Genomic DNA, 22254 nt, shown 5'->3' with positions numbered 1-22254 from the left:
TCTGGTTGTTAGATTTATTAAATTATTAATAAGCCAGCAATTTAAGCTATACATAAACTAACTTAATAAAGCCGTATGAATGAACACAGCATTATTTTGCCGAATAACGAACAACCAGCAACTTATTTACAGAGTTGGCAGCGTTAAAAATTATAATTGCCCGTAACGGTAGGTAAAGTTTCAGACACCGTATACTTGGCAATTTTCAGGTAAAGCTCGTTCGGATTAAAAGGTTTGCTCACATATTCGTTCATACCCAATTGCAGTGCTTTATTTTGAACATCCAGCATGGCCGAAGCCGTTAAAGCAATGATGGGAACAGTGGCGTTTTTACCATCTAAAGCCCGGATGCGCTGGGTGGCCTCAAAGCCATCCATTACGGGCATTTGTAAGTCCATCAAAATAACATCATACGTTTGCTGTTGCACCATTTCTACGGCTTCCTGGCCGTTTAAAGCACAATCCGTGCGAATGCCCCATTTTTCTAAAAACTGGAGGGCAATAAACTGATTTATTTCATTGTCTTCTACCAGCAACAAACGCACGTGCTCTAAATTCTGGAAGGTATTGGTAAAGTAATGCTGATCCGGTGGCGCTACTTGCTGCTGACTTTTTTTAAACGGAATGGTTGCTGTAAATACACTGCCTTTTCCTACAGTACTAGTTACCGCAATGGTGCCATTTTGTAATTCTACCAGACGTTTCGTAATAGTTAAGCCTAAGCCGGTGCCGCCATATTTACGGGTAGTATCGGATTGCGCCTGGGTAAAACTTTCGAAAATAAGGGATAACTTATCTTCCGGAATGCCAATGCCGGTATCTGTTACTACAATTGATAAGGTAGCTTGCTCAGTGGTTTCTTCTTCCAGCAGAATGTCGATGGTAATACCGCCTTGGGCGGTAAACTTAAACGCATTGGAAAGTAAATTAGTTATAATTTGATTTAAGCGAACCGGATCACCCACCAGAATTTGGGGTAAAGCGGCATCAAAGCGGGCCTTTATTTTTAAATTCTTTTCATCGGCCTGGTACCGGAACGACTGCCGTACGCTCGTAATTAAATCGGACAGACTAAAATCTACAGCTTCAAAATTAATTTTGCCGGCCTCTATCTTGCTAAAATCCAGGATATCGTTAATTAAAATAAGCAGGTTTTCGCCGGCAAAATGCAAAACTTTTAAATTTTCGATTTGTTCGGGCTTAGGACTGTTTTGTAAGAGTAGGTGCGACATGCCAATCACGGCGTTCAGCGGAGTCCGGATTTCGTGACTCATCATAGATAAAAACATTTCCTTGGCCCGTACTACTTCTTCGGCCTGTTCTTTGGCCAGAATTAACTCTTGCTCAATTTTCTTTCGGTCCGTAATATCCTGGATAGTACCTATTAAGCGACAAGGTTCCCCGGCTGCATTATACTCCAAGCGGCCCATCTCGTAAATATAACGTATCGGGCCATCGGGGAGCAGTACCCGTAATTCTAAAGCAAAAGAGGTCTGTTGCGTTATGGCATCCTGCACCTTTGCCGATAGCGCCACGGCGTCATCCGGATGCAGTAGTTGAAGGTACTCTTCAAAAGGAGGAGCTTCTTCCTGAGGCTCTAAACCAAAAATGTGATACGTTTCGTCGGACCAGATCGCTTTGTCTGATTTTATGTCCCAGGACCAGGAACCTAAATGCGCAATTTGCTGCGACTCGGTTAATATTTTCTGACTTTCCAGCAGCTTGTGTTCGGCGCGTTTGGCTTCGGTAATATTAGTAGCAATGCAGAGTATCTGGGGCTGTTTGTCCTGCTGAATAAAAGGTATTTTAACTAAATTAAAACATACGGGTTCCCCGTTGCCCGGATGCGTCAGGTGCATTTCTTTTATCTCCAGAGGCTGGTGAGATGCCAGTACCTGACAGTCTTGTTGCCGACTTAATGCCGCTGCCTCCGTGGAAATTTCAAAATTTTGCGAATCCTGGCCAATCAACTGTTCGGCAGAAAGTCCGATAAAGTTGGCAAAAGCTTTATTCACTAAAGTAAATTTGCCTGCTTCATCTTTCAGGTATAATAAGTTAGGACTTGTATCAATTACTTGTTGCACTAACCCTCTTTGGTATTGCAACTCAATTTCTACGGCCTTACGATCCGTGATATCAAAACCGTAACCCACTACATACTGCAGCTTATCGGCCTCATTAAAAATTGGATTTAAACGTCGTAAAAAATGCTTGATTTCTCCTTCCGGGGTGGTCATCATTTCCTCCCAGTGTATAATCTGTTTGGTAGCAGCGGCTTTTACCAGGCGTTGCCTGCGTTGTTCCGCAATCTTGGGATCGCGTTTGCGGTAGGTAACGTATTGCTGATCGTTTTTCCCAATAATCCATTGCCGTATTTCCGGATTTTTAATGGCCTGGGGATTAACGAACAAATAACGTCCTTCTTGGTCGAACACGGCTACATCCGACGGAATGTTGTTGAGGATACTTTCGTAAAAAGTGCGTTGGTGCTGCAGTTCTTCTTCACTGGATTTCCGTTCAGAAATATCATTTAACACCAATACCAAACCGTCGGCCATTTTATTGGCGATGAGATAGTACCATTTTCGCTGGTTGTTTTCCCCGTAAAAATGCAGTTCTTGTTGCAGCGGCTGATTTTGATCAATAACCCGATTGGCTAAAGGCAGTAGATTTTTTAAATTTTCGGGATGCGTTGAACCGGAAAGGGAGTGGCCAATTAATTCGCCGGCTGTTTTACCAACAATTTTCTCCACTGCCTGATTAAGCATCAGCCATTTAAAATCTACAATTTCTCCGGCCTCGTTCCGGATGCTATGGAAAGCACAAACGCCGGAAGGTGAATTGTCCAGTACATTAATAAGTAAATTTTCCAGATTCAGGTTTTCGCTGCCTGTTTTGCGCAATTGGGTAATATCGCGAGCGGTAAAAAACAACATTCCGTGAATACTTTGGGCGCGCCAACCAATCCACCGGAGGGTGCCGTCTTTCGCGTAATACCTTGATTCGGATTCTACCACCTGATTAATGGGCAGGGTTCCCAGTAAATTTCGGCAGTGAAGTAAATCTTCGGGATAAATAAATTCTGCAAACGATTTGCCTACCAGTTCATGCGTTTCGTAACCCATAAACAGCTTAAAAGCGGCATTTACTTCTAAAAATAACCCGGATTTGGGCTCTATAATGCACATCATCTCGTTACTGTGGTTAAACAGCATTTGGTAGAGATGCAGCTTTTGGTTTTCTTTTTCCAGGATTTTACGGTGGCGCCGCAGTTCTAAGTGCGATACTACTTCCCGGGCTAGTGTTTGCAGGGCCTGGCGTTGCGCTTCGTTTAAGGTTTTAGGATTCGTATCAATCACGCAGAGCGCTCCTATCCGGTAGCCACCCGGACTAATAAGGGGAGCGCCGGCATAAAACCGGATATGAGGATCTTGGGTTACATTTGGGTAAGTGCAAAATAAATCATGTTGCAGCATGTCATTTATCTCCAGAATGCTGTCATTTAAAATGCTATGCTGGCAAAAAGATACTTCCCGTGGAAATTCGGTATGATTCAGTCCGATTTTAGATTTATACCATTGCCGGTCTCGATCAATTAGCGAAATATGGGCAATGGGGGTATCGCAAATGTAAGCGGCTAATTGAGTTATAGCATCAAAGTCAGATTCTGCTTCGGTGTCTAGTACGTCGTACTGGTACAACGCATTTAATCGTTCTGCTTCTTCTTGCTCAGAAAGAAAAGGAAAATTGTTTTCAGGCATTCAGGTTTAGAGTTGGATGTTTGGTTCCTTAGCAATAACTGTGCTTTATTAGAAGAGTTATAATTTATATTACAGACAAAATTAGAAAATAATTCAGAGTATTTAAAATAAAGGTAGTTGCGCAGCGAGTTTAGATTAGGAATAAACCTTTATTATTGTGGTATTTGAGCGTGTATATTTTAAAAATGCAAGATGGATGTAAATTGACAGTAGATAAATTAAATTTAATATTTTTTCACTGAAATTTAAATATTATAAAAATAATTCAAAATAAGTGCTTTGCCGAAATTAATTTAGACTATCATTGGTGATATCGTACTGATCATCAAATATATACAAACCGAACAACGAACAACTAATAACCAACAACTACTTACCTGTTATTAAGTTGAATTTAAAAGTTAGGGGTGTAACTCCCGGCTCAGGTAATTAAATACGCACGCCGGTTATATAATCTTAGAAGATTATATAACCGGCGTGCGTTACTTACTATTAAATTGTTTTAGCTATAGGCTTTAGCTACTTGCTTGGAAGAGCCTAAACCATCTATGCCCAACTCTACTACATCGCCGGGTTTTAGGTACTGCGGTGGTTTAAAGCCTAAACCAACGCCGGCCGGAGTACCCGTAGATATAATATCGCCGGGCAGTAACGACATAAACTGGCTTAAATAACTCACTACAAAAGGCACGTTAAAAATAAGGTTGCTGGTGTTGCCATCTTGCTTTTTCTCGCCGTTTAAAGTGAGCCACAACCGCAGGTTATGCACATCCGCTATTTCGTCTTTGGTAGCCAGAAAAGGTCCTAAAGGGGCAAATGTATCGCAGCTTTTGCCTTTTACCCACTGGCCGCCGCGCTCCAGCTGAAAAGCCCGTTCGCTGTAATCATTATGTAAGGCGTAACCGGCTACGTAATCCAAGGCATCGGCTTCGTCTACGTAAGAAGCTTTTTTGCCGATTATTACCGCCAGTTCTACTTCCCAATCGGTTTTTTCGCTGTTTTTCGGAATAATTAAATCATCATGGGAGCCAACCAAAGAAGAAGTGGCTTTAAAGAAAACAATAGGTTCGGCTGGCGTGGCCGCGCCTGTTTCTTTGGCGTGGTCGGAGTAATTTAAACCAATGCATATAATTTTACTGGGCCGGGCAATCGGCGGACCTAAGCGAACTCTGTTGCCAATTTCGGGAGCCGTAGCACCATTAGCATCGGCCCAGGCCTGCAGGCGGGTTAAGCCATCGGTGGCGAAAAATTGTTCGGTATAATCTTCGCCGAAAGCGCTAACATCAATACGGCGGTTATCGGGCAATTGCAAACCGGGCTTTTCCTGGCCGGGCTCTCCAAAACGAATTAATTTCATTTAGTTTATACAGTGAGTTATAAAAGTTTATTTTACCCCTCCGCCCTAAAGGGCACCTCCCCTAAGAACAGGGGAGGAGAGGCGGTTTGTTGCGTTTAATTTTGTTACTGCTTCTGGTAAGAGAATAATTTTGTTTGTTTTAGTATGCAAAACAATACTCTTTTAAGATATTTATAATTAAAAAATTGTTTGATGCGGTGTAGCAAAACAGAACTAAATAAGCTACGCAGCATTACCGGCATCTCCTCCCCTGTTTTTAGGGGAGGTGGCCTTTAGGCCGGAGGGGTTAACTGTTTAAAGTAATAAAACCACCGTCGATCGGGTAGTCGGTACCAGTAATAAAGCTGGCTTCTTCGGAACTGAGATAAAGGGCCAAATGTGCAATTTCGTTAGGAGTGCCCATGCGGCCAATGGGTTGCGTTTTGGATAGTTTCTCGAACATTTCCTGCTCTTGCCCCGGGTAGTTTTTGGCGATAAACCCATCTACGAAAGGCGTATGCACCCGGCCCGGCGAAATGCAGTTGCACCGGATGTTGGACGTTAAATAATCGCGGGCTACGGAATAAGTCATAGCGATAACGGCACCTTTGCTCATGGAGTAGGCAAAGCGGTCGGGTATACCTAACGAACCCGCCACCGAAGCCATGTTGGTGATAACGCCTTTGTTGGCTTTTTTCATACTTTTTACCGCGGCCAGCATGCAATTATACATGCCTTTGATATTAACGGCGTAAATGCGGTCAATATCTTCTTCAGCGGTGTTTTCTAAATTTCCCACGTGGGCAATACCCGCATTGTTAATTAAAATATCAATGGTGCCCACTTCTTGTTCTATGCCAGCAAAAACATCCAGTACTTCGGCTTGTTTGGCTACGTTGCAGGTGCGTAAAGTAGCTTTAGCGCCCGTTGTGGTAATTTCCCGGATAGTTTCTTCGCCAGCCTCGGCGTTTAGTTCCAGAATAAAAACGTGCGCTCCCTGCTGCGCAAATAACTGCGCAATACTTTTACCAATGCCACTGCCGCCGCCCGTAACCACGGCTGTTTTACCAGATAAATCAAATAAAGCCATACTGGAATTAATTAAATTTTAAGTAAGAGTTAAAGTTTGTACCGCCCGGTATTTTAAAAAAATTTAAACCAACAAGTAAAAGAAGATAATTCTGGAAAAGCAATTTTTTAAATAGATAAGTAAAAAGACACCAGTATCAAGATATTAGCTGCTAGACTTTTGTTTTAGTAAAGTATTATATATTAATGTTTTATAACGAAAACAGCGGCATCATCTACTGAAAAATAATTTTTTCCTTTTGCTTACATCTGAACTAAAATTGCGAGAAGAAATTGCTGTTGATGGCTGAGGCGCCGCGGTAGACCTTGCCAGTGGGCTAAAATTTAAAAAAGCAAGGCTCCTGTTAACAGGAACCTTGCTTTTTTAAATTTTTTAATTTTTACCGATTACTGACCGTAGAAAATTATAATTCGCGAATCCAAATGTTGCGGTAGCTGATGGGCTCACTGGGATCGCCGTGGTCTTGTAATTTAATGGGCGCTTTGCCGTGCGGCTGGTTGTAATCCGGAATACCGATGTACTGGGTGGGGCCTTTAATCTGGGTATTGTTTTGAATTAACACGCCGTTATGAATAACCGTTACCCGGGCCGGGCTGAACAAAGTACCATCTTCTTTAAAACGCGGCGCGGTAAATACTACGTCGTACACGTTCCATTCGCCGGGTTTGCGCATGGCGTTTACCAACGGACGGAATTGCTTGTAAATACTACCGGCCTGGCCGTTGGCGTAAGTCCGGTTGTTATAGCTATCGAGTACCTGCAATTCGTAACCAGCGTCGCCGTTGCCAATAGAAGCTAAGAAAATACCGCTGTTACCCCGGCCCTGGCTTTTGCCGGTAATATTAGCCGGAATCTGCCACTCGATGTGTAATTGGTAATCCTGGAAAGATTGCTTGGTTTGAATGTTACCGGTACCTTTTTTAACGGTAAAGGCTCCTTTATTCACGGTCCAGCCAGCAGGAGCTGCCGGATCTTTTACCGAAACCCACTGCGATAAATCTTTGCCGTCGAACAAAATAATAGCATCGGAAGGAGCGGCAATACCGGCGCCGGTGCCTGGGGTTACTACCTTTACTTCCGGTTCCCAGAATTCGGTCATTTCGGGTACCATTTTAGGCGGCGTAGGTACGGTTTGTTGCGCTTGGGCCTGGGTTTGGTTAATGGCAAAAATCCCCAGGGCCATACTAGCCAGAATAAACTTCTTAGAAAAAGAGCTATACACGTTCATAGAAAATTTAAAAAATTTAAAATTTTTATCGGGTTGAAAATTAAACAAAAGTTTGCAATAAGTTACACACTCCAAAATCTTTCTGTAAGAGATTAACCTTACTTTTATAAGCATAATCCAGGTTTAAGCCGCAGAAGGAGGGGCTGAAATCAAATGATTTTATGGTTTACAATTTTACAGCCTGCACAATGCCGTACACCGCAATAGCCAAAATTGTAGTACAACTCAGCCAAAAAGCCGCATCGTACCAGCGGGTAGGTTTTAGGGCAGCCGGTAAACGCCAATACCGGAAATAAATAGCCGCGTATACCACCAGTAATAGTAAAATGGAAGTCATAAACCCACCCAGTAAAATCATGCTCATGGGTAGCTTTATAAAAAGAAACAGCAAGCACCAGCTAATCGGAAAGGCCCAGGCCAACACGGCAATGGTTTTTTTGCGGGTAGTATAATTTGTAAACGACAGCCAGCCCAATTGCCCAAAAGCATCGGCGAAGATGCGCGTGAAACTGGCGGTAGCCGTAAACATGGTAGAGTACAACACCATAAAAGCGCTGATCATAAAAATTGTTTCGGCCCAAGGCCCTAACGTTTTGGTGTACATGCCCGATAATACTTTTACCATGTTGTAGCCTTCGGGCACCTGGCCCTGGTTGTGCAGCACGGCCGCGCCCAGAATGTAAAAAGCCGCGGTTACCAACGTGTAAACCACCATGGCCAGTAAAGCATCGTAGTACATAATTTTAATCCAGCCTTTGGCTCTTTTCTGCCATTCCGGGGTGTCTTGCCGCACGCCGGTAAATCCGGCGTAGCCTTTCTCGATGCACCAGTAGTTGTAATACATAATTTCGTCGCCGCCCACGCCGGTAATGCCAAAAGCCGCAATAGCAATCGCTACCGTACTGGGCGGCAGCTTTAGTTGCAAACCTTCCTGTATATTGGCCCACGAAATCGCAAAAGGCGTGTATTGCAGAAAAAACACCGAAGCCAACGTAAAAACCGTAAAAAACACCATCATGATAAGCGAAAACTGCTCGACCACTTTGTAGTAGCCTTTGTAAACCAGTAAAGCCGTGATTAAGGTAATAGCCACGGCCCACACCGGTATACTTATAGCCGGTGCCATCATGTTCAGCGTAATGGCCACGCCGCCCACAATGCCGCCCACCTGCAATAGTTTAAATAGTTGAATGAACAACCACAACCAGATGCTCCAATTGGCTTTGCCCATTTTAAAACCCGGCAGTTGGTTCAGCGAGGCCATGGACGTTTCGCCGGAATGAATAACGTGTTTGCCCCATTCCAGCTGTAAGGCTACTTTTACCAAACAACTTAAAATTATTACCCAAAACGTAACAAACCCCGCTTGCGCCCCCAAAGCGGTAGTGGCAATTAGCTCGCCGGAACCCACTATCGCCGCCGACAACACAAAGCCTGGCCCTAAGTGGCGGGCAATGCCGCGCAGGGTAGTGGGCGGTTCCTGAATTTTGCTGTTAGTTATAACGTAGGGGTCCTGGAATATTAGTTGATTCTCGGGAACAGAGGGCTCCGGTAGAGTTGGCATAGGCAGTGGCTTTCGGTAAAACTCTTTAAGATAGTATTTTATCTTATGTGATTTTAAAAGCAGATTTTTAAATTTTTTAAAATTTGTAAGCCCGATAGCAGCCGGAAAATGTTAAAATTTAAAAAATGGCTCTAGTACCTGTTGTAAAACAAAAAAAGGCTCTGTTGTATTACAGAACCTTTTTTGGCAAAACGGAAAGTTAAAAAACTTAAGAAGCGATAAACTGCAGGATATCCTGATTTAAGCGTTCTTTGTGGGTGTAAAAAAGTCCGTGCGGCGCCCCTTCGTATACCAGGTACTGAGCCGCCGGAATCATGCTGGCAGTGCGGTTACCACTGGCCTCAATGGGCACGGTTTGGTCGGCGTCGCCGTGAATAATTAAGGTAGGTACCGAAATGGCTTGCACATCTTGCCGGAAGTCCGTTTGCGCAAAAGCAATGGCGCATTGCTCGGTAGCTCGCGGCGAAGCCACGGAAGCCAGCATGCGGTAATAATCCAGTAAAGGCGCACTCACCGGGTGATTAATTAAATTTACACCGAAAAACTTTTTGCCAAAACTATCCAGAAACCCAATGCGGTCTTCTTTTATTTGGGTAAGCATTTCCGCAAAAACGCTTTGATCTACGCCATCCGGATTATCTTCTGTTTTACCCAGGTAAGGCGTAACCGCTGAAACCAATACTATTTTGGAAACCCGGCTGCTGCCATAGCGGCTCAAATACCGCACTACTTCGCCGCCGCCCATGGAAAAGCCTACCAGCACCGCATCGTTTAAATCTAATTCTTCGATGAGCGCGTGTAAATCGCTGGTCAGGGAATCGTAATCGTAACCACTCCACGGTTTTTCGGAATGACCAAAACCGCGGCGGTCGTATTGTATTACCCGGTGCCCCGATTCTACCAGCGGACCTACCTGGTATTCCCACATGTCTTTACTTAAAGGCCAGCCGTGAATCAACACTACGGGTCTACCGCTGCCGTAGTCGGCATAAGCTATTTTTATTTCTTCGCCAGTACTGACGTTTTTATTCAAGATAAAATTCATAGTTAGTTGGGTTTAGTTTATAAGGTGGTACGTACGGAGAAACCAAGCGGAATAGATTTTCTTAAATGAAATTTGTATCGTGTTTTTGATGTAATTTTTAATTTGATCTACTTGGAGCCTTTTCAAATCTCTGAGCTTTGGTTGATCCCTCCGCCTAAAGGCAAGCTAAAAACAGGGGAGGAGATGCGGTTACTGCTTTTTTGACTCTCTTAGTGAGAACGAAGTTTAGCATTCATAGGTACATCCTACACTTATTGATTTAACTAAACCCTTCTTTTTAGGCGTCCTTCAGGAGGCATCTATTTAGCTACGTAACCAAATAAATTCCTCCTGAAAAACCATATTTTTAAAATTTTTATGATTTTAGTAGCCATACACTTAATAGGATAAGCTTGGTTTGAGTAATAGCTCTAAACGGCTCTGTTATTCAGCCCTTATTAAACGGCTTGATTTCTACTATCTTAAAGGAAAGCAGCATTTCCTTCCCTGTTTTTAGGGAAGGTGCCCTTTAGGGCGGAAGGGTAAATACCTAAATTAGGAAACTATAGCTTCAGCCGAGCAAACTATTATCATATCCGAGTTCTTTATTTTCCATCCTACAGATTTATTCCCTATTATTAACTTTAGAAAAAACAAATACCCGAATAACCCAACGCATTCATGAAAAAAATGTACCTGCAGCTGGCTTTTTGCTTAGTAGCTTTAACTTCTTTCGGCCAAACTTCCGCGAGTAAAACTACCCCAGCCATTATTCCCCAACCTGTTTCGATGACCGTGGATAATGGTCAGTTTTTGTTGCCTAAAAACGTAGTCATTGCCGCCAGTACGCACCCGGAGCTAAAGCAAACGGTCGCTTTTTTAAAAAATCGTTTAGCTACCCCCACTGGCCGGAACGTAACTGTTAGTCAACCTTCGGCTTCCGCTACTATCCGGTTAATTCTAAACCAAACCACCGATAATGCTATTGGCAAAGAAGGCTACCGGTTAACGGTTACTCCCAAAAGTATCTTAATCCGGGCCAACCAGCCGGCGGGTTTGTTTTACGGAGCACAATCGTTGGTGCAGCTGTTTCCGGCCGAAATCGAAAGTGCTACGCTAGTGAAAAATGTAAACTGGCAGATTCCCTGCGTTACCGTAATGGATCATCCGCGGTTTGGCTGGCGCGGTTTAATGTTCGATGTGTCGCGGCATTTCTTCACTAAAAACGAAGTAAAACAATACATCGACGATATGGTGCGCTATAAGTATAATTTGCTGCACCTGCATTTAACCGACGACGAAGGCTGGCGCATCGAAATAAAGAGTTTACCCAAACTGACCCAGGTTGGTGCCTGGAGTGTAAAAAAAGTAGGTTACTTTGGTTCGTTCGCGCCGCCTACGCCCGAAGAACCGCGCACCTACGGTGGTTTCTATACCCAAGCCGACATTAAAGAATTAGTGCAGTACGCCAAAGATCGTTTCGTAAATATTTTGCCCGAAATAGATGTGCCGGGGCATAGCTTGGCCGCGGTGGTTTCGTATCCGGAGTTGTCCTGCACGCCCGGCGTGGAGAATTACCGGGTACGCTCCGGCGAACAAATTATGGATTGGTCGCGCGGCGCCCCGCCCATTGCTTTGGTAGATAATACGCTGTGCCCCGCCAACGAAAAGGTATACGAGTTCCTAGATAAGGTAATTACCGAACTTGCCCAGCTGTTCCCGTTCGAGTATATCCACGTGGGCGGCGACGAAACACCCCAGAACTTCTGGGAGAAAAATGACGCCATTAAAGGCCTGATGAAGAAAGAAAATTTAAAAAATATGCACGAAGTGCAGGGGTACTTCGAAAGAAGGCTGGAGAAAATAGTGCTGGCAAAAGGTAAAAAGTTTATGGGCTGGGACGAAATTCTGGAAGGCGGTTTGGCACCGAGTGCGGCCGTTATGAGCTGGCGCGGCATGAAAGGGGGCATTCAAGCGGCTCGCCAGAAACACGATGTCGTTATGAGCCCCACCGACTTTGCGTACATTGATTACATGCAAGGCGACCCCGCCATTGAACCCAAGGTTTACGCCTCGCTCCGGTTAAACAAAGCGTATCAGTTTGAGCCCCTGCCCGACAGCGTAGATCCGAAGTACATTAAAGGCGGTCAGGCCAATCTCTGGACCGAGCAAGTGTACAACATGCGCCACGCGCAGTACATGACCTGGCCCCGCGGCTTTGCCATTGCTGAATCGTTGTGGTCGCCGAAAGAAACAAAAAGCTGGCCCGACTTCGTTAACCGCGTCGAAAACCATTTTACCCGCTACGAATTTGCCGAAAAAAATTACGCGCCCAGCGTGTACGAACCCATTGTAAACGTAACCCGCACCCCCGACGATTATTTGCGTCTGGAGTTAAGCACTGAAGTAGAAGGCCTGGATATTTACTACACCTTCGACAATTCTTTCCCGGACCGTTTTTACCCGAAGTACCTGGAACCGCTGGTACCGCCCAAAGATGCGGCTATGTTAAAATTAATTACCTACCGAGGTAACAAGCCAGTAGGTCGTTTAATAACTTTACCCATTAAAGATTTAGAACAGCGTGCGCCCAAAAAGAAGTAGTTAGTTTTAGGTGTGAGTTTCAGACACGTATTTATTATATTGTTTCAATAGGCAACAATAAAATAAGTACGTGTCTTTATTTAAAGCAAAGGCTTCATCCCAGTTAGATTTCGAAAGAAAAAATAGCGAATTTAGATTTTTCCTGGCTTTGTTTTTAACCGATAGCTTAAACCTAACTGAGCTGCTTGATTATGGCTTTGTTTGGATAGGTAAGTATTTCCCTGCGCATCGGTAGCCTCGTATTGCAGCATAGTGCTAAAACCATAAGTGTACCGGAGATCTGCGCTTAACTTATTGTTTAGATTGTACCGGAAGCCAGCCGTGAGTCCTAAATCCGGAGCATTATACCTTAAAATATGCCGCATGTTATGGGCCTTTCCCCCATTGCTTCTGGCAAGAGGAGCGATTAAAAGACTAAGTTCCGGACCTAGGAAAATGGCTGTTTTGCTATTAAGGTTATAGCCGAGTAGCCAGGGAAGAGTAAGATAGTTATAAATGAGCGTTCCCTTACTCCGGATCGTTTCCTTAGTAAAAGGCAAGGTTAAAGTATCGGAATACCTACTTCCTTTTTGGGTATAAAATAATTCTATCCGTAAAAAGACTTTAGGCGAAAAGGTAGATTCCTTCCATAAACCGAGGTGATACCCTAACCGATTTTTAACTTTTAAGGTGTAAGCTTCATTTACATTCATCCTGGTTACATTGAGTCCGGCTTTCACGCCATAAGATTTCTGACTGTAACTAATCGTGGAAACCAACAAAAACAAGCATACCATGGAAACTACTTTTCTCATAAACTTAGTTTGGATAAAGATTTATTTATAAAAATTTAAAGCCGATAAACGGTTACAAATCTTACTAAGCTAAAGCCATAGCCAGCAGCTAAAGGCCTGATAGCAATGAAAAATTTTAAAAGTAGTAGAGGAAGGAGTTAAAGAACCACTTTAGCCAGGTTATAAGGGCCAACTTTAAAGTATTGTGGTTCTTAATGTGGCTATAACGCCGGAATTGTATTTTATTTTGTTAACTGATTGAGAAATTTTAAAAATTTTAAATTTTTACCAGCTTTTTACCGGCAGCAAGAGCAGAAAAGAGAAAGACAGAATGCGTTTAGGAAGCTTGAACGTGCAGGTATCTGGTTGGTACTTGATCCGTGAGCCAAACCTGGTTCTCGGATAAATAAAATAAATAGCCATTCTGAGTCATTGCCGCGGCGTCGATGCGCAAAATTATGGGGCGGCCGTGCCGTTGGCCTACGTTTCGGGCCGTAACTACATCCGTAGATAGATGCACGTGGTGGCGGTTTTGTTTTTGCAGCCCATTCTCCAGAATAGATTTTAAGGCGCGCTCGCTGGTACCGTGGTAGAGAATAGCGGGTGGAGTCTGTGGTGTGTAATTCAGGTATACCGCAATAGAATGCCCCTGACTGGCCCGGATCTTTGTTTTATCCGCATTAAAAGCAAATCGTTTTTTAGTATTGGTTGCTACTACCTCCTCTAAAATCTCCCGGGAGAGTTTCACGTTGTTTTTATTGGCTTGTTCAATTAATGTAGTTATTTCGATCCAGCCGTTTTCATCCAGCGCAATGCCAATCTTTTCGGGTTGATGCCGCGGCACCAAACTTAGCAATTTACTAAGCCGCACCAATTCTTTTTCGGATAACATTATTGGTAATTTCTGCTGGTAGATTATTCCCGGAAAGATGCATGCTGATCTCGTTTCCTTATTTAAAAAACAAGGTTAACAGCCATAAAAAGATTACTGGAGGCAAGAAAAAGTTCTCCTGGCGTTGGCAGCCAGCCGAAAATTTAAAAAATTAAAAATATAGCAAGCCTGTAAGCCGGGTTCTGTCGCGCCAAAGTAAACTCCGGCACGTCTTATCATTTATCTAGGCCCCACCTCGCAGCGGGGCTCCATCAACCTACCCACTGGCATCGGACGAGCCGCCCTTATCATTTACCAATTATCGTTTACCAATTACCGAAGTAATTAGCCGATTAATAAAGTAAAAAAGCTGCCAGCCTATTTGGTCTTTCAACGCCTAAGGTTTACCCAGCTACAACGGTCGCCCGCGTACTGGTGCGCTCTTACCGCACCTTTTCACCCTTACCTTTGCATTTACCATTTTCCAAATTACCATTTACCAGTTCAAAGTTCGGTAAATGGTAAATGATACCTGGTAAATGTAGCGGCGGTTATTTTCTGTGGCACTGGCTGTATCCCGGATTGCTCCGGAACCCTTCCCGTTAGGAAGTAGGCTGCTCTACGTTGCCCGGACTTTCCTCTCCGCCCTGCGGCGCAGCGATAAGACGGCTTGCTATATTTTTACAAATTTAACTATTATTTACAGTATTTGCTTCGTCTATACATCTTCCTGTAGAGATAATTGCAAAAAATTGAATTAAAAATAAATTCTTGTTCTGGAAAACGTAAATACGGACAAGTACACCTACTATTGATGTTAACTTACTTCATTAAATAGAATTACGAACCAGTTAAGTGTCTGCCGTGTGGCGAAAATAGTATTGCAAGATCCCGGTTTAGCTCAAAAAGTTTAATAAAAGCGCTCAGTGGAGCATTTAACCAGAAAACCGAATCCTGTTTTCTGGTTATGTATTCTGTTTTTAATGGCCCTGGAACATATGCACCATCGTATGCAATGCATTCTCCGAGTGCATTCGCTCCCCATTTTCCAGCGATTCCTGGGCAGCCAGGGCGGCTCTTTTACGCATATTTACTTCAAAAAACGAAATAGCTTCTGGTAAAGTAGCGTATTTACCAGAAGTTAAACAGGCACTTAATTCCAACGCGTCCAGCATAGCCATGTTGGCCCCTTCGCCGGCAAAAGGCGGCATTACATGGGCAGCATCGCCCAACATGGTTAAGTTGGGCAAGGTTTCCCAGGTTTGATCTAAGGGCATACAATAAAGGGGCCGCGGCACGAAGGGCGTTTCCGCATTTTCAAACAGTTCGTACCAAACAACACTCCATTCAGCATATTCTGTTTTAAACCACGCTAACAGTTGGTTTTTATCCGCATAATCTACGCTATTATTTAGGTGCCAATTTTCATCTGCTTTAAAACTGGCGTAAAAACCTAAATCGCCGTTGCCTTTTTGGCCAATCAGTAAATTTTTTGCGTTCCCGAAAGCCATTATTTTCCCGCCGTTTAGCAGCGCAGCAATACGAGGCGTTGTTTTATTAGAATTATAAACATTACCTTCCAACATGGTAATGCCGGTGTAAAAAGATTTGACAGGGGTAATGTACGGGCGGATTTTAGAATTTGCCCCATCGGCAGCAATTACCAGATCAGCATAAGCTGATAAGCCATTTTTAAAATGCAACAACCAACCCGTATTTTGTTTCTCCAGAGAGAGAAAATGGCTGTCCCATACCACGGTTGCTGGTTTTAATGCTGCCAGCAGCATATTCCGTAAGGGCCCACGATCTATTTCGGGGCGGAAATACGCACTCCCGAAATCTTCTTGGGGTTTCGCTTCGGGGTCACTGAAAAACAGCTCGGCGCATTCATTCACGATAACCATTTTGTCTGCACCCGGTCGGAAATGCTTTTTGAACTCGTCTAACAAACCTGCTTTAATTAAAGCCGCTAACCCGGATTCTTGATGCATATCCAGCGGAGAGCCTTGCACCCGGGCATTTTCATGAAAATCTCTTTCGTACACTTTTACATGGGCGCCTTGCATTTGCAGCAATCGCGCTAAAGTAAGTCCGCCGGGGCCGCCGCCAACTATGGCGATTGATTTCTGTTCTAGCAGCATTTTTTAAAATTTAGTTTTACAAACGCAAAACTATTGCTGCTTTAAGACGGATAATAGTACAAATCGGTCGTTTTTATTTTTTGATAATTCCTTTGGTGCGGCGCCTGAGAACTTTTTTATTTCTTTAATAAAATGGGTTTGGTCCGTGAATTTTAACTCCGGAAAAAGTTGGCCTTGGGCAATATGTTCTAATGATGCCCGGAAACGCAAAATAGTGCAATAAGCTTTTAAGGAAAGCCCGAGTTGTTGATTAAAATACCGATTAATTTGCCGGCTGCTCCAACACACTTTTTGAGAAAGCTCTGTTACGCTCATTTGGCCGTTGGAAGAATAAATTAACTCGAAAAGTGTGCGTTTTCTTTCATCTATTTCATCAGGTAAAAGTTCTGTAATTTTCCTGGCTGCTTTTTGATAAAATACATCAAAATCTTTTAAATCATCTGTATTAAAACCCCAAAAATCAGGTGCAACATCTTTGGCAGTATTTAATAAATCAGCGATAGAAGTAGATAAAATATACTCAACGGCCAACGGTTTAAAACTAATAACAAATGCGAGTGTGTGCGGCAGAATGCTTCTTTGTTCCGGTAAAGTTTCTAAGCCAATCAGTGTAACATGAAAAGGCTCTGAGGCAGATTGCGAAAAAAACAAATCAACTCTTCCATCAGGCATGACCACCACTGCTTTTTCTTCCGCTGATTGATTGTGAAACATACCGATACTTTCTACAAAATCAGAAAGCGCCGAATCGGGTTTGATGAATTTGTAATAGAAGTTATTGGCCATTGTTGTCTGGTTGTTAGTAGTGGGGTGCTTTCACTAACACCCAATTCTATAACTGACGCAGATTTGCGCTTATTTTTAAAAGTATTCGTTTTTATTCGGATTTGTAAACAGCAAGTAAATACAAAACTAAACGCGCAGCATCAGCTCTTTTTATTACTAGGAGAAAAATTAAAAATAAGGGTTAAGGACTTATTTTAATTTTTCTCTTAAGCCTTATTTTTAAAATTAGCAGTATTTCGTCCGTTTTATTACCAGTAGATACAACTTTACTTTAAACGCACCAGCGTAGCACCGTAGCCAAACTTTTCTTTGCGGGCATCTTCGTAAAACTTAATCTGGGTGCGCCGTTGGCTTAATATCTTATGAATTTCTTTGCGTAGCACGCCGTTGCCTGTGCCATGGATGAAAATAATCTCGTGCATGTTGGTGGCTAACGCCCGGTCCAGGTTATCCTGAAAAGCGGCTAATTGGGTGCGCAGCATTTCGCTGTTGCTCATCAATGCCGGGTCCAGATCGGTTAGTTTTTCGATGTGCAAATCTACTTCGTGCGACGGCGTTTTTAATTGATAGGCTTCCGGGTTCTTGGTTTCGGATTCCGTTAAGTTTTCCAGAATTTTGGCTGGATTTACTTCTACGGGTTTTTGATCCAGGGAAAACAAGTACGCTTCTTTCTTAATAATTGGGGCCGTTTTTTTGCTTTTGTAAAACGAGGAAGCTTTAAATTTAATGCGTTTTACCACGGGTTCCAGCAAAGCAGTGCCACTGGCCCGGTGTTGTAAGTATTGGATAACCAAATCCGGCCACTTATCAAAATCTTTTAAATGCAAATGGCTTACTACCTTACTACCCTTCGGCGTTAATTTATCGCTTTGGATGCCTCTGTACCGGTCGTTGGTTTCTTCGCCGTACGTAAAAAGCAAATCAAAATCCGAAAAGTTAAGAATGGTTACGGCCTGTAATTCTTCGGTTTGCGGAACCAGAGCCACGTAAATGCCGGCGGTAGCCGTTACTGGTAAAGGAGCCGGTTCGTTTTTGCGAATTTCTTTGGTGGGTTGCTCTACACCATTATTTTTTAAATATGTATCTTCTTCCTCGGCAATCACCACCACTTCGCGGCGCAAAACCGGAATGGTAAAATCATTGTCAATGGCGATTTCAACCTGGTCGGGGCCAATAAATTGGGTAATAATGCCTTGTTCTTTGCCGTGCAACAAACGCACGCGATCACCTATGTTCATGTTACTAGTTTCTAATTTTCTATAATTTACTTGTAATAAGCCCAGTTTTATCTTTTACGGACAAACAATAATCAAGACTGATTAATTAAATCAACTGCATCCTGTACTGATAAACAACGCTACGGACTAGTTTGATTTTTAAAAATACAAGGCATGAAATTTAAATTTCTGACGAGAGCTGTACTCCAGGGCTGGTAACGGCAGATGCACCATATCCAGAATAAAAAACGCGGTTTTTAAAAATTTGCTTCGGGTTTTTAAAGCCGATAAATTTAAATCCGGGGCCAGGTACAATTGCCGGTAGGCCCGGAAACCTGCCTGCTGGTTGGTGGCTGGGTCGTTGTAAACCATTTCTTCGGTACCGTAGCCCACGGCTACGTTCAGCCACGTGGGAAAGCGGGTAGTGGTAGGTAAAAAGGCGGCGGCTTCCACCGCCAGCCAGTACGTTTGACCATTATAATCTTTCAGCATTTGTTCGGGTAAATTACTGCCTAAAACCGTTGGGCGTTCGCGGGCAAACCGCGTGGTATGAAACGAGTACTTGGGTTGCATGCGCAGCTCCGACCAAGCCAGGTACTGCGCTAAAACAGCCGCCGACCCCAATGCATTAGCTACTAAATCGCCAGTAGAAGCGCCGTAATTAACGGCGTAGCCATCCAGTATCTCAATCGGCGTTTGTAAAATTACACCGGCTAAACTGCCCCAGATAATGGCTTTTTTAGCGGGTACCTCGGCCCAATGCAAAGCACCAACCGCCAACCGGCTCTGGTGAAAGGCTCCCCAGAAATGCCCGACTTTATCTACTTGCCGCCACTCCTGGTTATCATTAAAAAAATGGAAACGGGTACGCGGCATATCTTTGTACCAGGCCTGGCTGGCGGCGGCCAATAAACTACCGTAAACTACCCCACTGCTAATCCCCACTATTTTTAATTTGGTGCGGGAGGGTTGTTTGTTTTGCGAGTAAAAGATAACGGTAGAATCAGTTTGCGCCAGGGTTGGCCCGAAAATTAAAAAAAGCGGACTAACGAGTAACCACGCTTTTACAAACCTCATTTTTACCCACAAAGTGTACTGATGCATTTTCACGGGGCAAATATACCGGATTTATTCGGGCCGACTGAAAAACAAAAAAGCTTCTGCGGATAACAGAAGCTTTTAAAAAGACTAGAGATAACTGGCTATTTATTTTAATTATAAATTATCAGCGCAATAATAGTAACAATTAAATTTTTTAATAATTATAAGTCTAGCATCTAATAGCCAACTACTTATATCTGCGTTTGGGGCGATAATACGGAATGGTAATATACCAAATCATCTATGGGCGAGCGGATAATTTTACCGAAGGCCATGTTGTGCTCGGCACTTACTTCTTCTAATACATCGCGGAAGTTATAACCCACGGAGCCTACGCAGTTTAAAGAATACTGCTCGTAGTTTGGGTAATGGCAAACCAGATTTTTAAAAAAAGCTTCAAAAGATTCCTTTACTACTTCGCGGGAGTACGAGAAGTTGTTGTTTTCGTACAAAAACTTGCTAAAGCTGGCCAGAAAGCGGTTGGGTAAAGGTTTGTTGTATAAATTATCAAAAATATCTTCGTTGGTTAGTTCGTAGGTGTCCCGGAAAATTTTCTGCATACCTTCGGGCAGGTAACCGCGCATGTAATCGCGTACCAAACGCTTGCCAATGTGCGAACCGCTGCCTTCGTCGCCCAGAAAATAACCTAACGAGTCAATGTTTAAGGTAACGTTTTTGCCATCGTACAGGCAAGTATTGGCACCCGTACCCAAAATAGCGGCAAATCCGGGATCTACTCCCAGTAAGGCCCGGGCGGCAGCCAGTAAATCATGGCCTACGTACACATTGGCATTGGTAAAAACAGCTCGCATGGCTGCTGCCACAACTTCAATTTTTTCAGGAACAGAACAGCCGGCACCGTAGTAATTTACTTCATTAACGGCTTCTTTACGAAGATTTTCCGGTAAGTTTTTTTGGAGCGAAGCAATAATAGTAGGGGTATCCGAAAAATACGGGTTATAACCTTCTGTGTTGAAATAAACCTTGGTATTGGAGTCTGTTATCAAACACCAACTTGTTTTGGTTGAACCACCATCTGCAATAATTACCATGTGAAAAAAATATGTTATATGGGTTTAAGCTGTTTATTAATGAAATACGTAGTGCTCGGTTTTGGAAAATATTTAATTGCTCCTGCTGGAAGTAAAAGGTTTGTAAACTTAAGATAAATAATTAATAATTTAATAACTAAGCAGCCAGAAATATTTCATTTTATGCAAAGAACTGGCCCTATTGCGTTAAAATTACCGGAATAATCCTTTCTCTTTTTAGATGAAAGTAAAAGATGGCTTTAATTTTTAAATTTTTAAGGCTATACTGGAAACTTAGCTATCTAGAAATCAAAGTACTAGTAAATGGTTTTTACCTTGGCAATTTTATCAGTAGAGCTGAATCAGTTTTATATAATAAATCATAGGTTTTCCATTTTCTTTACATCGGTTGTTATTCTAAATTTTTGGTTTATAAGAACTGGTTTACCCTCCATTTTACCTGAAATTTTAAAAAAACCGGATATATGCCCCTGTTGGATAACAGATTTTTAAAAAACCAGGGGCAAACTATTTAGCTAGCAAGGAGTACACGTTTTAAGAAAGTAATTTGCTTACTAGTAGTAATTTGGTCTTAATTCTTACCCTGTATTACTTTTGCCGGTAATGTGCCCATGAAAATAATTATAGATACAATACCGGATAATACACCGGCTGATGCGCATTTGTATCTGGTGGGCAACTTTAACCGATGGCAACCGGGCGCCCCGGCTTACCAGTTAAAACCGCAACCTGACGGTACCTATGCAGTAAAAGTACCGCTCATGAACCGCCCGATAGAATTTAAAGTAACCCGCGGTACCTGGGAGTCGGTGGAAGCTGCTGCCGATGGCAGCGACATGCCCAACCGGATTATAAAATTGCCTTCGCCGGAAACGGTTGCGGTGCAAGTGGCCGCCTGGACCGATCTGGTAGTCCGGCCACCGCGCAAACACACGGCCAGCCCCCAGGTACAAGTGCTAGATGCGGCTTTTGAAATGCCCGAACTGGGCCGTACCCGGCGCATCTGGTTGTATTTACCTTTGCACTACGCTACCAGTAAAGAACGTTATCCGGTAATTTACTTACACGATGGCCAAAATTTATTCGACGCTTACTACAGCTTTAGCGGCGAATGGGGCGTAGACGAAACGCTGGACCAAATGGCGCAGACCGGTGGGCCTCAAGTAATAGTAGTGGGTATTGAACACGGCGGCGAAGAACGGATTAACGAACTAACCCCGTACAAAAACCCGGAATACGGCGGCGGAGACGGCAAAAAATACCTGCAATTTATTGTGCAGGACTTAAAACCGTACATTGATGCGCATTTCCGGACTAAACCAGAAGCCGAACATACCGGCATTGGCGGTTCTTCTTTGGGCGGCTTGATTTCTTTGTACGCCGCAGCGCATTACCCGCAGGTTTTTGGCAAAGCCATGGTGCTCTCGCCGTCGTTGTGGTTTTCAAATAAAATCTTTAAGGTGGCTAAAAAAGATTTTAAAAATACTCGTCTAGTTTTACTGGCTGGCGAGCAGGAAGGCGAGGAAATGATAACTAATATGCGCCAGCTTTACGAACAATTAATGGCCCAGGGCTTTCCGGAAGAACATATTTGGTACCAGACCCGGGCCGATGGCGACCACAGCGAATGGTTCTGGCGCCGCGAATTTCCGGAAGCTTTTCAATGGCTCTACGCAAAAAATTAAAAAAATAGTTGTACGGTTAAA

General features: G+C 43.4%; 15 protein-coding genes and 1 other RNA gene. 2 read left to right on the top strand and 14 right to left on the bottom strand.

Translation table 11 applies throughout. The features are described from left to right. Positions 1-143: 143 nt before the first annotated feature. From AHMF7616_RS17210 to AHMF7616_RS17185, 6 genes are all read right to left on the bottom strand, one after another. Positions 144-3761 (bottom strand): PAS domain S-box protein, encoded by a 3618-nt coding sequence (locus tag AHMF7616_RS17210; RefSeq protein WP_115374005.1) that lies wholly within the window; start codon positions 3759-3761, stop codon positions 144-146. A 502-nt stretch (positions 3762-4263) separates the two neighbouring features. After that, positions 4264-5118, bottom strand: a complete 855-nt coding sequence (locus tag AHMF7616_RS17205) for a fumarylacetoacetate hydrolase family protein (protein WP_115374004.1) — start codon at positions 5116-5118, stop codon at positions 4264-4266. Between the two features lie 286 nt (positions 5119-5404). Continuing rightward, positions 5405-6187 carry an SDR family NAD(P)-dependent oxidoreductase gene (locus AHMF7616_RS17200; protein WP_115374003.1) on the bottom strand — a complete coding sequence of 261 codons (783 nt, stop codon included), beginning with the start codon at positions 6185-6187 and terminating at the stop codon, positions 5405-5407. A 403-nt stretch (positions 6188-6590) separates the two neighbouring features. After that, positions 6591-7415 carry a 3-keto-disaccharide hydrolase gene (locus AHMF7616_RS17195; RefSeq protein ID WP_233507620.1) on the bottom strand — a complete coding sequence of 275 codons (825 nt, stop codon included), beginning with the start codon at positions 7413-7415 and terminating at the stop codon, positions 6591-6593. A 166-nt stretch (positions 7416-7581) separates the two neighbouring features. Continuing rightward, positions 7582-8979 (bottom strand): Nramp family divalent metal transporter, encoded by a 1398-nt coding sequence (locus AHMF7616_RS17190; RefSeq protein WP_199474258.1) that lies wholly within the window; start codon positions 8977-8979, stop codon positions 7582-7584. Between the two features lie 208 nt (positions 8980-9187). Then, on the bottom strand, positions 9188-10024 hold the full coding sequence (locus tag AHMF7616_RS17185; RefSeq protein ID WP_115374002.1) for an alpha/beta fold hydrolase: 837 nt from the start codon (positions 10022-10024) through the stop codon (positions 9188-9190). A 660-nt stretch (positions 10025-10684) separates the two neighbouring features. On the opposite strand from AHMF7616_RS17185, the gene AHMF7616_RS17180 reads away from it, so the two are divergent. Beyond that, entirely contained in the window at positions 10685-12607 is a 1923-nt protein-coding gene (locus AHMF7616_RS17180; RefSeq protein ID WP_115374001.1) for a beta-N-acetylhexosaminidase, read from the top strand. A gap of 131 nt (positions 12608-12738) precedes the next feature. Here AHMF7616_RS17180 and AHMF7616_RS17175 read toward each other — a convergent pair whose 3' ends face one another. The 8 genes from AHMF7616_RS17175 to AHMF7616_RS17140 form a co-directional block, all read right to left on the bottom strand. Continuing rightward, positions 12739-13401, bottom strand: coding sequence for a porin family protein (locus tag AHMF7616_RS17175; protein ID WP_115374000.1), 663 nt, complete (start codon positions 13399-13401; stop codon positions 12739-12741). A gap of 316 nt (positions 13402-13717) precedes the next feature. Next, positions 13718-14272 (bottom strand): RNA 2'-phosphotransferase, encoded by a 555-nt coding sequence (locus AHMF7616_RS17170; protein ID WP_115373999.1) that lies wholly within the window; start codon positions 14270-14272, stop codon positions 13718-13720. Between the two features lie 155 nt (positions 14273-14427). Continuing rightward, positions 14428-14928: RNase P RNA component class A (gene rnpB / locus AHMF7616_RS17165), an RNA gene on the bottom strand. 303 nt (positions 14929-15231) lie between these two features. After that, entirely contained in the window at positions 15232-16392 is a 1161-nt protein-coding gene (locus AHMF7616_RS17160) for an FAD-dependent oxidoreductase (protein WP_115373998.1), read from the bottom strand. 30 nt (positions 16393-16422) lie between these two features. Continuing rightward, complete coding sequence (locus AHMF7616_RS17155; protein ID WP_115373997.1) at positions 16423-17178, bottom strand: helix-turn-helix domain-containing protein; 756 nt, start codon at positions 17176-17178, stop codon at positions 16423-16425. 266 nt (positions 17179-17444) lie between these two features. Continuing rightward, entirely contained in the window at positions 17445-18416 is a 972-nt protein-coding gene (locus tag AHMF7616_RS17150; protein WP_115373996.1) for a Smr/MutS family protein, read from the bottom strand. 138 nt (positions 18417-18554) lie between these two features. Then, complete coding sequence (locus AHMF7616_RS17145) at positions 18555-19499, bottom strand: DUF2279 domain-containing protein (protein WP_233507618.1); 945 nt, start codon at positions 19497-19499, stop codon at positions 18555-18557. A 188-nt stretch (positions 19500-19687) separates the two neighbouring features. Continuing rightward, positions 19688-20548, bottom strand: a complete 861-nt coding sequence (locus tag AHMF7616_RS17140) for an N-acetylglucosamine kinase (RefSeq protein WP_115373995.1) — start codon at positions 20546-20548, stop codon at positions 19688-19690. A gap of 611 nt (positions 20549-21159) precedes the next feature. Between AHMF7616_RS17140 and AHMF7616_RS17135 the strand changes: the two genes are divergently transcribed. Further along, positions 21160-22233 carry an alpha/beta hydrolase gene (locus AHMF7616_RS17135; RefSeq protein WP_115373994.1) on the top strand — a complete coding sequence of 358 codons (1074 nt, stop codon included), beginning with the start codon at positions 21160-21162 and terminating at the stop codon, positions 22231-22233. Positions 22234-22254: the final 21 nt, after the last annotated feature.

The sequence above is a fragment of the Adhaeribacter pallidiroseus genome (assembly GCF_003340495.1).
In the GTDB taxonomy this organism is placed as follows: Bacteria; Bacteroidota; Bacteroidia; order Cytophagales; family Hymenobacteraceae; genus Adhaeribacter; species Adhaeribacter pallidiroseus.
Note: the sequence above shows the minus strand (reverse complement) of the source record. Positions and strands in the feature narration are given on the sequence as shown.

Bases quoted from the DNA above. Each gene is read 5' to 3' on its own strand.
- AHMF7616_RS17145 (WP_233507618.1), bottom strand. From the start codon at position 19,499: ATGCATCAGTACACTTTGTGGGTAAAAATGAGGTTTGTAAAAGCGTGG.
- AHMF7616_RS17170 (WP_115373999.1), bottom strand. From the start codon at position 14,272: ATGTTATCCGAAAAAGAATTGGTGCGGCTTAGTAAATTGCTAAGTTTG.
- AHMF7616_RS17155 (WP_115373997.1), bottom strand. From the start codon at position 17,178: ATGGCCAATAACTTCTATTACAAATTCATCAAACCCGATTCGGCGCTT.
- AHMF7616_RS17175 (WP_115374000.1), bottom strand. From the start codon at position 13,401: ATGAGAAAAGTAGTTTCCATGGTATGCTTGTTTTTGTTGGTTTCCACG.
- AHMF7616_RS17195 (WP_233507620.1), bottom strand. From the start codon at position 7,415: ATGAACGTGTATAGCTCTTTTTCTAAGAAGTTTATTCTGGCTAGTATG.
- AHMF7616_RS17180 (WP_115374001.1), top strand. From the start codon at position 10,685: ATGAAAAAAATGTACCTGCAGCTGGCTTTTTGCTTAGTAGCTTTAACT.
- AHMF7616_RS17205 (WP_115374004.1), bottom strand. From the start codon at position 5,118: ATGAAATTAATTCGTTTTGGAGAGCCCGGCCAGGAAAAGCCCGGTTTG.
- AHMF7616_RS17140 (WP_115373995.1), bottom strand. From the start codon at position 20,548: ATGGTAATTATTGCAGATGGTGGTTCAACCAAAACAAGTTGGTGTTTG.
- AHMF7616_RS17210 (WP_115374005.1), bottom strand. From the start codon at position 3,761: ATGCCTGAAAACAATTTTCCTTTTCTTTCTGAGCAAGAAGAAGCAGAA.
- AHMF7616_RS17150 (WP_115373996.1), bottom strand. From the start codon at position 18,416: ATGAACATAGGTGATCGCGTGCGTTTGTTGCACGGCAAAGAACAAGGC.
- AHMF7616_RS17185 (WP_115374002.1), bottom strand. From the start codon at position 10,024: ATGAATTTTATCTTGAATAAAAACGTCAGTACTGGCGAAGAAATAAAA.
- AHMF7616_RS17190 (WP_199474258.1), bottom strand. From the start codon at position 8,979: ATGCCAACTCTACCGGAGCCCTCTGTTCCCGAGAATCAACTAATATTC.
- AHMF7616_RS17135 (WP_115373994.1), top strand. From the start codon at position 21,160: ATGAAAATAATTATAGATACAATACCGGATAATACACCGGCTGATGCG.
- AHMF7616_RS17200 (WP_115374003.1), bottom strand. From the start codon at position 6,187: ATGGCTTTATTTGATTTATCTGGTAAAACAGCCGTGGTTACGGGCGGC.
- AHMF7616_RS17160 (WP_115373998.1), bottom strand. From the start codon at position 16,392: ATGCTGCTAGAACAGAAATCAATCGCCATAGTTGGCGGCGGCCCCGGC.